Source organism: Microbacterium sp. K41 (genome assembly GCF_004794395.1).
GTDB lineage: Bacteria > Actinomycetota > Actinomycetes > Actinomycetales > Microbacteriaceae > Microbacterium > Microbacterium sufflavum.
On sequence record NZ_SSDO01000050.1, the window covers coordinates 1 to 221 of the forward strand.

Annotated in this window: 1 pseudogene; it reads left to right on the forward strand. The window is 78.3% G+C overall.

Features of this window, described 5'->3' with window-relative positions:
* Window positions 1-221: pseudogene (locus DW309_RS00770) on the forward strand (L-aspartate oxidase); the annotation flags it as partial.

Below are 221 nucleotides of genomic sequence, written 5' to 3' on the forward strand. Positions count from 1 at the left end.
CCCGCCCCGGAGCCGGCGGCGACCACCGGCACCCCGCCGTTCGCGCGCCGCGCCCTGCAGCAGCTGATGTGGGACGAGGTCGGACTCCACCGCACAGCGCGGGGACTCGAGCGCGCCCTCGGCACCATCCGCGGCTGGATCATCGCGCAGCAGCCGCCGCAGAGCGCGCGCGACCACGAGGACGCCCACCTGCTGCACGTCGCGGAGGCCACGGCCGCCGC